The organism is Nonomuraea maheshkhaliensis, from assembly GCF_039529435.1.
GTDB classification, from domain to species: Bacteria; Actinomycetota; Actinomycetes; order Streptosporangiales; family Streptosporangiaceae; genus Nonomuraea; species Nonomuraea maheshkhaliensis.
Genome location: NZ_BAAAMU010000229.1, coordinates 1 through 7,734, shown reverse-complemented (window position 1 = coordinate 7,734; position 7,734 = coordinate 1). Strand labels below are relative to the sequence as shown.

Below are 7,734 nucleotides of genomic sequence, written 5' to 3'. Positions count from 1 at the left end.
CTACGACGCCCTGGAGCACGACCTCGACTTCGACCCGGTCGCCGGCCTGCACTACAGCTTCCCCGAGGCCGCCAAGGTGGGCGCCGCCCCGGCCCCCGCCGGTGAGCTGGACGAGGAACGGGGGCGGCGCAGCGCGCGACTGCTGCGGTTGTGGAGCGGGCTCGACGCGCTCAACCTCTGCGTCTTCGCCTCCTCGCCGACCAGGCCGCTGACCGTCGACCGCCTCACCGCCCTGGTCACGGCGGTGCTGGGGACGGAGTTCACGCTCGCGGACCTGCTGGCGGCCGGGCAGGCGCGGCTGGACGGGATGCGCGCGTACGCCCTGCGCGAGCAGCCGGACGGCCTGGACGAGGAGCTGCCGGCCCGCCTGCACGAGGAGCCCGTCTCCCAAGGCCCCCACAAGGGCGCGGTGCTGGAACGGACGGCGTTCGCCCGCGCCCGCGCCGCCTTCTACGACGAGCTCGGCTGGACGGCGCCCGAGGGATCCAGCACGGAGGCGAGCCCCGCCGACCCGGCCGGCGGCACCCCGGCCGATAGCGCGACGCCCGAGGGCGATATTTCCGGATAAAACGATTGACTGGCCTCTTGTTCGTTTCGTCAGCGGCCTGTTAGATTCTGGTCAATCGTTTGAACGACAGAGGGAGACCATCGGGGATGGCTGTCACGATCGATCTGACGGGCCGCACCGCGCTCGTCACGGGCGGCGCCGGCGGGCTCGGATTCGCCTGCGCCCGTGCCCTGGCCGAGGCGGGAGCCGGCGTCGTGCTCTCCGACCTGGAGGGCCCGCGCCTCACCGAGGCCGCGGCCGGGCTGGGCGTCACGGCGCGGGCGGCCGACCTCACCGACCGCGCCCGGGTGACGGCTCTGGTGGACGGGCTCGACCGGATCGACGTGCTGGTGAACTGCGCCGGGATCATGCGCACCACTCCCCTGCTCGACATCGAGCCCGAGGAGTGGCTGCGGATCGTGGACGTCAACCTCAACGCCACGTTCTGGCTCACCCAGGCCGCCGGGCGGCGGATGGCCGGGCAGGGCGGCGGCTCGATCGTGACGCTCGCCTCCGTGGCCGCCCGCTCCGGCCGCCCGAACGCCGCCCACTACTCGGCCACGAAGACCGCGCTGCTGTCGCTGACGAAGTCGGCCGCCGAGGCGCTGGCCCCCGTACGCGTCAACGCGGTATGCCCCGGCGTCTTCCTGACCGCGATGTGGGACGAGATCATCAGCGACCGCGACGCCCGCTTCGGCCCCGACGCGGGCGCGGGCTACCTGAAGGAGGTCAGCGCGCGCTCGCCGCTCGGGCGGCCGGGCCGTCCCGAGGAGGTCGCGGCGGCGGTGCTGTTCCTGGCCAGCGACCTGGCCTCGTTCGTCACGGGTCAGGCGCTGAACGTCGACGGCGGACTGGAGATGGACTGATCGTGCGAAGCTCCACGAGGCAGACGTTCAAGCTGCTGCCCGAGCTGTTCGGCGACGGCCGGATGGCCGAGATCTTCTCCGCCGAGCACACCGTGCTGGCCTGGCTGCGCACGGAGGCCGCGCTGGCACGGGCGCAGGCGAAGGCGGGCGTGATCGGCCACGAGGACGCGCGGGCCATCGAGGCGGCCTGCGTGCCGGGCAGCATCGACCTGCCCCGCCTGTGGTCGGAGGCGGTGAACGTGGGCTACCCGATCCTGCCGCTGGTGCGGATGATCTCGGCCGCCCTGCCCGACGGCCCGAACGGCCGCGTCCACTACGGGGCGACCACGCAGGACATCATGGACACCGGCCTGGCGCTGCAGATGGGCGAGGCGCTCGACCATCTGGCCGGGCTGCTCGGCGCGTTCGGCGACGCGGTCGCCGGGCTGGTCGCCGGGCACGCGGGCACGGTCGTCGCCGCCCGCACCCACGCCCAGCAGGCGGTGCCCACCACGTTCGGGGCGAAGCTGGCGGTGCTGCTGGCGGAGGCGGCCCGGCAGCGGGAGCGGACGGCGGCGGCCGCGCGGCAGGTGCGCGTGGTGTCGCTGTTCGGCGCCGGCGGCACGTCGGCGGCGATGGGCGAGCGGGCCTCGGAGGTGCGCGAGGGCCTGGCGGGCCTGCTCGGCCTGCGCACCACGGAGGTGCCCTGGCACGTGGCCAGGGACGGCGTCGCCGAGTTCGGCGTGACCTGCGCGTCGCTGGCGGCGACCGCGGCCCGCTTCGCCCGCGAGGTCGTGGACCTGTCGAGGACCGAGGTGGGCGAGGTGCGCGAGGCGGGCGGCCACCACCGGGGCGCCTCCTCGACCATGCCGCAGAAGGCCAACCCGATCGGCTGCGAGGCCGTGATCGGCATGTCGGGCACGGCGGGCGCGCTCAGCTCCGGCCTGTTCCGCGCGATGGAGGCGGGGCACGAGCGGGCCGCCGGCGAGTGGCAGGTGGAGTGGTACGTGGTGCCGCTGCTGGCCGAGCTGGCCGCGGGCGCGCTGGCCACGGCCGCCGACGTCGCGGCCGGGCTGCGGGTCTTCCCCGAGACGATGCGCGCCAACCTGGACGCGGAGGGCGGCCTGATCATGGCGGAGGCGTACATGATGCGCCTGGCTCCGGCGCTGGGCCGGGAGCGGGCGCACGACCTGGTCTACCGGGCCGCGCACGAGGCCCGCGCGCACGGGCGGGCGCTGGCGGAGGCGCTGCGCGACGTGGCCGGGCCGGAGGAGCTGCGGAGCCTGGGCGTGCTGCCCATCCCGCCCGAGTCCTACACCGGCGACGCCGAGGCGATCTGCGCCGCGGCACTCGACGCCTGGAGGGGTGACACGTGAGTGAGAGACGGCTGGCGGACCTGCTGGCCATGTGGCGGATCCGCGCGTTCGAGGAGAAGGTGCGCGATCTGCGGGCCGAGGGCGCGATCGTCGGCTCGGTGCATCTGTGCGTCGGGCAGGAGGCGATCCCGGTCGGCGCGTGCGGCGCGCTGGAGCCGCGGGACGCGTTGTTCGCGACGTACCGGGGGCACGGGTGGGCGCTGGCCAGGGGCGTTCCGGCGGAGCCGCTGTTCGCGGAGTTGCTGGGCCGGGCCTCCGGCGTGAACGGCGGCCGGGGCGGGTCGGCGTACTTCACCGCCGCCGAGTACGGCTTCCACGGCGAGAACTCGATCGTGGGCGCGGGCGCGCCGATCGCGTGCGGGGCGGCGCTGGCCGGCCGGCACGACGGCTCGGACCGGGTCGCGGTCAGCGTGTTCGGCGACGGGGCGATGAACCAGGGGGCGGTGCACGAGGCGATGAACTTCGCCGCCGCGTTCAGCCTGCCGGTCGTGTTCGTCTGCGAGAACAACCGCTACTCGGAGCTGACGCCGATCGCCGGCATGGTGCGCGACCCGCGCCTGTCCGGCCGCGCCGCCGCGTACGGGATGCCGGGCCACCGGGTCGACGGCAACGACGCCGAGGCCGTGCGCTTCCACGTGCGCGACGCGGTGGAGGCCGCGCGCGAGGGTGGCGGGCCGACGCTGCTGGAGTGCATGACCGAGCGCCTGGTCGGCCACTACATCGGCGACGCCGAGACCTACCGCGAGCCGGGCGAGCTGGACCGGATCAGGCGCAGGGAGCCGATCGCCCGGCTGCGGGAGGGCCTGCTGGCCGACGGTGTGCCCGCCGCCGGGATCGACGCGGTCGAGCTCCGGGCGCGGGCGGAGATGGACGCCGCCGCCACGGCCGCGCTGGCCGCGCCGCTCGCCGATCCCGCCACCGCGAGGGAGCACCTGTATGCCTGAGCTGAGCTACGGCGATGCCGTGAACGCGGCCCTGCACCGCCTGATGGAGGAGTTGCCGCAGACGCTGGTCTACGGCGAGGACGTGGGGGTGCCCGGCGGGGTGTTCGGGGTGACGCGGGGGCTGCGCGGCCGGTACGGCGAGCGGGTGTTCGACACGCCGATCAGCGAGTCGGCCATCCTGGGCAGCGCGGTGGGCGCGGCGATGTTCGGCCGCCGCCCGATCGTCGAGATCATGTGGGCCGACTTCTCGCTGGTCGCGCTGGACCAGATCGTCAACCAGGCGGCCAACGTGCGGTACGTGTCGGGCGGCCGGTTGAGCGCCCCGCTGACGATCCGCACCCAGCAGGGCAACGCGCCGGGGGCGTGCGCGCAGCACTCGCAGTGCCTGGAGGCGCTGTTCCTGCACGTGCCGGGGCTGCGGGTGTGCATGCCGAGCACGCCGCAGGACGCCTACGACCTGCTGGTGACCGCCGTCCACTGCGACGATCCGGTGCTGGTGATCGAGAACCGCACGCTCTACTTCGGCGGCAAGGAGCCGGTCGAGACCGGGGGCCCGGTGCGTTCGATGGGTGGGGCGCGCACCCGCCGCCCGGGCTCGGACGTCACGGTCGTCACCTGGGGCGCGATGACGGGGCAGGTGCTGGCGGCGGCCGGGGCGCTGGCCGGCGACGGGATCGAGGCCGAGGTGCTGGAGACGCCGTGGCTCAACCCGTTCGACACCGAGGCGGTGCTGGGCAGCGTCCGGCGCACGGGCCGGCTCGCGGTCGTGCACGAGGCGAACGTGACCGGCGGGTTCGGCGCGGAGGTCGTCGCGCGTGTCGCGGGCTCGGGGGCGCCCCTGCTCGCGCCGCCGATCCGGATCGGCACGCCGGACGTGCGGATGCCGGCCGCGCCGTCGCTGGCCCGGTCGCTGGTGCCGGACTCGGCGCGGATCGAGCAGGAGGTACGGGCTCTCGTCGGGAAGCCGTCGGCGCAGACGGCGGCCGGGCAGGAGGCGGCCCGGCATGCGGCGGCAGGACAGGGGGCGGCGGGGCGGTGAGAGGTGTGTGGCATTTCTCCTTCACGGTGGCCGACCTGGACAGGTCCGTGGCGTTCTACCGCGACCTGCTCGGCTTCACGCTGGTACACCGCCAGGTGCAGGACAACGCCTACACCCGGCGGCTCGTCGGCTACCCCGACGCCGTGCTGCGCGTCGCCCAGCTCTCCGTGCCGGGGCAGCCGCGCGGCGTCTCCACGCACGATCTGGAGCTGGTCGAGTACGTACGCCCGCGCGGCGAGCCCCGCGACCCGGCCCGCCACCTGCCCGGCGCCGCCCACCTGGCGCTGACGGTCGAGGACGCCCGCGCCGAGCACGCCCGGCTGGCGGCGGCCGGGGTGCGCTTCGTCAATGCGCCGGCCGAGATCACCGAGGGCGTGAACAGAGGCGGCTACGCCTGCTACTTCCTCGATCCGGACGAGATCACGCTGGAACTCGTCCAGCCTCCTGCTACCTTGTGACGCTCAATCGATTGATCTCGGGAAGGAGCACCTGGATGGCCGTCGTCGACGCCCACCAGCACTTCTGGAACCTGGAGACGGGCTCGTACCCGTGGCTGACCCCGGAGTCCGGGCCGATCTTCCGTACGTTCGAGCCGGAGGAGCTCATCCCCCAGCTCGCGGCGGCGGGGGTGGACCGCACGGTCCTGGTGCAGTCGATGGACTCCTACGCCGACACCGGCGCCATGCTCGCCCAGGCCGACGAGCACGACTTCGTCGGCGCGGTGGTGGGCTGGGTGCCGCTGACGCGGCCGGAGGAGGCGGCCGGGGCGCTGGAGCGGTACCGGCGTCATCCGAGGTTCGCCGGGATCAGGCACCTCATCCACGACGAGCCCGACCCCGACTGGCTGCTCCAGGACACGGTGATCGAGGGGCTGGGGCTGCTGGCCGCCGCGGGCCTCCCGTTCGACGTGGTGGCGGTGCTGCCCCGGCACCTGGAGCACGTGCCGGTGCTGGCCGAGCGGGTGCCGGGACTGCGCATGGTGATCGACCATCTGGCCAAGCCGCCGATCAGCGACAAGGGCTGGGAGCCCTGGGCGTCGCTGCTGGCGCGCGCGGCGGAGTGCCCCGGCGTGTACGCCAAGGTCTCGGGGCTCAACACCGCCGCCGCCCCGGACTGGACGGGTGAGGACCTGCGGCCGTACGTGGAGCACGCGGCGGAGCTGTTCGGGCCGGAGCGGCTCATGTTCGGCTCAGACTGGCCGGTGGCGACGCTGGCCGGCGACTACGCGCGGGTGTGGCGGGAGACGCAGGTGGCGCTGTCCGGGCTGGACGAGGCGGAGAGGGCGCAGGTGCTCGGCGGCACCGCGACGCGCTTTTACGGCCTGCCGGAGGTGACCCCGTGATCGACGTCTTCGCCCCCATCGCGGCCGCCGCCGACCTGACGATCCCGGCGGCCCACCGCCTGCCGGTCGCCGTGGTCGGGGCGGGGGCCATCGTGGACGTGGCCCACCTGCCCGCCTACCGGCAGGCCGGGCTGGAGGTGACCGGGCTGTTCGACCTCGACGCGGGGCGGGCCGCGGAGGTGGCCGCCCGCCACGGGGTGGCCAGGACGTACGGCTCGCTGGCGGAGCTGCTGGCCGACGAGCGGGCGGCCGTCGTCGACATCGCGGTGACCCCGCACGCGCAGCCGGCCATCGCGCGGGCGGCGCTGGCGGCCGGTCGGCACGTGCTCTGCCAGAAGCCGTTCGCGCCCGATGTCGCCACCGGCCAGGGCCTGGTGGACCTGGCCGCGGCCACCGGCCGCAAGATCGCGGTCAACCAGCAGCTCCGCTTCGACGAGGGCATAGCCGCCGCCCGCGCCATGGTGCGCGCCGGGTGGATCGGCGAGCCGACGGCGATGACGTTCAACGTCGACATCGTCACCGACTGGAGCGCGTGGGACTGGCTGGTCACCACCGACCGGCTGGAGATCGTCTACCACTCCATCCACTACCTCGACGCGATCCGCTCGGTCCTCGGCGACCCCGAGGTCGTCTTCTGCGCCGGCGGCCGCACGCCGGGCCAGGTCGCCAAGGGCGAGACGCGCACGATCAGCACGCTGCTCTTCCCCGGCGGCGTGCGCGCGCTGGTGCACGCCAACCACGAGAACCGCACCGGCGACCAGGAGGCGTCCTTCCGTATCGACGGCGCCGAGGGCGCGATCAAGGGCACGCTCGGCCTGCTGTACGACTATCCGCACGGCCGCCCCGACACCCTGGCGGTCAGCAGCAGGGTGCTGCCCACGGACGGCTGGCTGCCGTACCCGGTGACCCGGCGCTGGCTCCCCGACGCGGTGGCCGGGCCGATGGGGTCGCTGCTCGCGGCCGTCGCGGAGGGCGGCGAGCCGGAGACCTCGGGCGCCGACAACCTCGGCACGCTGCGCCTGCTCGACGCGCTCTACCGTTCGATGGACAGCGGCGAGAGCCGGCGGCCAGGATCGGCGGCATGATGCGCACGCGGGTGACGCTCGCCGACGTGGCCGCCATCGCGAGGGTGGATCGGGCCGTCGTCTCACGCGTCGTCAACAAGGACCCGACGCTCAACATCCGGCCCGAGACGCGGGAGCGGGTGCTGGCGGCGATCGAGGAGCTGGGATACCGGCCCAACGTGGCCGCGCGCAGCCTGCGCACGTCGCGGGCGCACATGTTCGGGCTGTTCATCCCCGACTTCGCCAACCCCGTCTACGCCGAGATCATCAAGGGCGCGGAGGCGGAGGCGGCGGCCCAGGGGTACGTGATCGTGACCGGCAGCGCGACGGGCGCGGGGCTGGGCGAGTACATGGACCGGATCGGGCAGGGCCGCATCGACGGGCTGCTGCTGGCCGGGGCGGGCGACGATTCCTCGCTGATCGCCCAGCTCGACCAGTCCGCGATCCCGTGGCTGATGCTGAACAACCGCAGCAGGAGCGTCAAGCGGTACGTCATCCTCGACGACCGGCGGGCCGCCGCGCTCGCCGTGGAGCACCTCGTGCTCCTCGGCCACCGCCGCCTCGCCCACCACGTCGT

9 protein-coding genes are annotated in these 7,734 nt (G+C 74.4%); all 9 read left to right on the top strand.

Annotated elements, in window-relative coordinates; all coding sequences use genetic code 11:
- Positions 1-568 (top strand): aldehyde ferredoxin oxidoreductase C-terminal domain-containing protein (locus ABFX54_RS55190; protein ID WP_346115355.1); only part of this gene is annotated, 568 nt, incomplete at its 5' end.
- An 86-nt stretch (positions 569-654) separates the two neighbouring features.
- Entirely contained in the window at positions 655-1,413 is a 759-nt protein-coding gene (locus ABFX54_RS55185) for an SDR family NAD(P)-dependent oxidoreductase (protein ID WP_346115354.1), read from the top strand.
- Between the two features lie 2 nt (positions 1,414-1,415).
- The gene (locus ABFX54_RS55180) at positions 1,416-2,768 is read left to right on the top strand and encodes a class-II fumarase/aspartase family protein (RefSeq protein ID WP_346115353.1); all 1,353 of its coding nucleotides are present in this window, start codon (positions 1,416-1,418) and stop codon (positions 2,766-2,768) included.
- Positions 2,765-3,712: a thiamine pyrophosphate-dependent dehydrogenase E1 component subunit alpha gene (locus tag ABFX54_RS55175; RefSeq protein WP_346115352.1), complete on the top strand. Its 948-nt coding sequence runs from the start codon at positions 2,765-2,767 to the stop codon at positions 3,710-3,712. The genes ABFX54_RS55180 and ABFX54_RS55175 overlap by 4 nt, the downstream gene beginning before the upstream one ends.
- Positions 3,705-4,751 (top strand): alpha-ketoacid dehydrogenase subunit beta, encoded by a 1,047-nt coding sequence (locus tag ABFX54_RS55170; RefSeq protein WP_346115351.1) that lies wholly within the window; start codon positions 3,705-3,707, stop codon positions 4,749-4,751. The genes ABFX54_RS55175 and ABFX54_RS55170 overlap by 8 nt, the downstream gene beginning before the upstream one ends.
- A gap of 5 nt (positions 4,752-4,756) precedes the next feature.
- Entirely contained in the window at positions 4,757-5,209 is a 453-nt protein-coding gene (locus ABFX54_RS55165; RefSeq protein ID WP_346115350.1) for a VOC family protein, read from the top strand.
- A 35-nt stretch (positions 5,210-5,244) separates the two neighbouring features.
- Entirely contained in the window at positions 5,245-6,093 is an 849-nt protein-coding gene (locus ABFX54_RS55160) for an amidohydrolase family protein (RefSeq protein ID WP_346115349.1), read from the top strand.
- Positions 6,090-7,178 (top strand): Gfo/Idh/MocA family protein, encoded by a 1,089-nt coding sequence (locus ABFX54_RS55155; protein ID WP_346115348.1) that lies wholly within the window; start codon positions 6,090-6,092, stop codon positions 7,176-7,178. The genes ABFX54_RS55160 and ABFX54_RS55155 overlap by 4 nt, the downstream gene beginning before the upstream one ends.
- Positions 7,175-7,734 (top strand): LacI family DNA-binding transcriptional regulator (locus ABFX54_RS55150; RefSeq protein ID WP_346115347.1); only part of this gene is annotated, 560 nt, incomplete at its 3' end. The genes ABFX54_RS55155 and ABFX54_RS55150, both read left to right, overlap by 4 nt.

Bases quoted from the DNA above. Each gene is read 5' to 3' on its own strand.
- ABFX54_RS55185 (WP_346115354.1), top strand. From the start codon at position 655: ATGGCTGTCACGATCGATCTGACGGGCCGCACCGCGCTCGTCACGGGC.
- ABFX54_RS55170 (WP_346115351.1), top strand. From the start codon at position 3,705: ATGCCTGAGCTGAGCTACGGCGATGCCGTGAACGCGGCCCTGCACCGC.
- ABFX54_RS55160 (WP_346115349.1), top strand. From the start codon at position 5,245: ATGGCCGTCGTCGACGCCCACCAGCACTTCTGGAACCTGGAGACGGGC.